Source organism: Streptomyces sp. NPDC054840 (assembly GCF_053611065.1).
In genome coordinates this window covers 1-1526 of record NZ_JBSGZP010001079.1, presented here as the reverse complement: position 1 = coordinate 1526, position 1526 = coordinate 1, and the positions used below count along the sequence as shown (strand labels likewise).

Genomic DNA, 1526 nt, shown 5'->3' with positions numbered 1-1526 from the left:
CGTCGGGGCTGCGCGGCGGGAATCCGCGCCCGGGTGAGCCGGCCGCCTCGGCGTCCGGGTACGGGACCGGCGTGACGGACGGCTCCGGGGCGCCCTCGGGAGCCTCACCGACGCGGATCAGGTGCCGGAGCTTCGTCGTCTGCGGCAGCGCGGCCGCGACCCGCTCGGTGAACTCGCCCTCGAAGACGAGGGCGGCGAGATCGGCGTCGTTGTAGAGGTAGACCAGCTCCTCCTCCACATAACGGTAGTTGACGTTCACCGGGACCAGCCGGGCCTTCAGGCAGGCCAGCACGGTCTGCAGGTACTCGATCCCGTTGTAGAGGTGCAGGCCCAGGTGCTCGCCGGCCTGCAAGCCGCTGTCGAGCAGGTGGTGCGCGATCCGGTTCGCCGCCGTGTCGAGCTCCGCGTACGTCAGGCGGCGCTCGGCGCCCGTCCCGGGATGGTCCACGTACACAAGGGCCTCGCGGTCCGGGACCACGTCCACGACCGACTCGAACAGGTCGGCAAGGTTGTACTCCACCGTTCCTCCTGACCCTGGAAGTTCCCGGAGTTCCCGGCGACCGGACACGTGGCCGGCCTGCTCCGGCGGTCATTAGAGCGCCGGAGACGGGAACTGGGAAGGGCGCCGCCCAAGAAAACTGACTGGGTGTCAGAAAACTATTGAACTGCACCCTCCCCTACTGCAACCTGTTCTAGGTCTTGAGACGGGAGGACGGCAATGGGTGGGACGGAACACCTGACCGTGGATCGGCACGGCGCCACGCTGGTGCTCACCATGAACAGGCCCGAGGCGAAGAACGCGCTCTCGCTGCCGCTGCTGGTGGGGCTGTACGACGGCTGGCTGGAGGCGGACGCCGACGACGGGATCCGCTCGGTGGTCCTCACCGGCGCGGGCGGGGACTTCTGCGCCGGAATGGACCTCAAGGCCCTCGCCGGGAAGGGAATGGCGGGCGACCGGTACCGGGACCGCCTGAAGGCCGACCCCGACCTGCACTGGAAGGCGATGCTGCGCCACCACCGGCCGCGCAAGCCGGTGATCGCGGCGGTGGAGGGCTACTGCGTGGCCGGCGGGACCGAGATCCTGCAGGGCACGGACGTCCGGGTGGCGGCCGAGGGAGCCACCTTCGGCCTGTTCGAGGTCAAGCGCGGGCTCTTCCCGATCGGCGGCTCCACGGTGCGGCTGCCACGCCAGATCCCGCGGACGCATGCCCTGGAGATGCTGCTGACCGGCCGCCCGTACTCCGCCGCCGAGGCCGAGCGGATCGGGCTGGTCGGGCGCGTGGTACCGGACGGTACGGCGCTGGCGGCGGCCCTGGAGATCGCGGAGCGGATCAACGCGTGCGGGCCGCTGGCGGTGGAGGCGGTCAAGGCGTCGGTCTACGAGACCGCCGAGCTGACGGAGCGGGAGGGGCTGGCGTCCGAACTGCTGCGGGGATGGCCGGTCTTCGACACCGCCGACGCGAAGGAGGGGGCGCGGGCCTTCGCCGAGAAGCGGCTTGCGGTGTATCGGCGCGAGTAGTTCGGGC

The 1526-nt window shown here is 70.8% G+C and carries 2 protein-coding genes; one reads left to right on the top strand and one right to left on the bottom strand.

Features of this window, described 5'->3' with window-relative positions:
- Positions 1–520, bottom strand: a 520-nt coding sequence (locus ACWGIU_RS37660) for an AMP-binding protein (RefSeq protein WP_453712568.1), incomplete at its 3' end; no start/stop codon positions are given.
- A gap of 198 nt (positions 521–718) precedes the next feature.
- Between ACWGIU_RS37660 and ACWGIU_RS37655 the strand changes: the two genes are divergently transcribed.
- Entirely contained in the window at positions 719–1519 is an 801-nt protein-coding gene (locus ACWGIU_RS37655; protein ID WP_453712566.1) for a crotonase/enoyl-CoA hydratase family protein, read from the top strand.
- Positions 1520–1526: the final 7 nt, after the last annotated feature.

Coding starts and splice junctions, on each gene's coding strand:
- ACWGIU_RS37655 (WP_453712566.1), top strand. CDS start 719: ATGGGTGGGACGGAACACCTGACCGTGGATCGGCACGGCGCCACGCTG.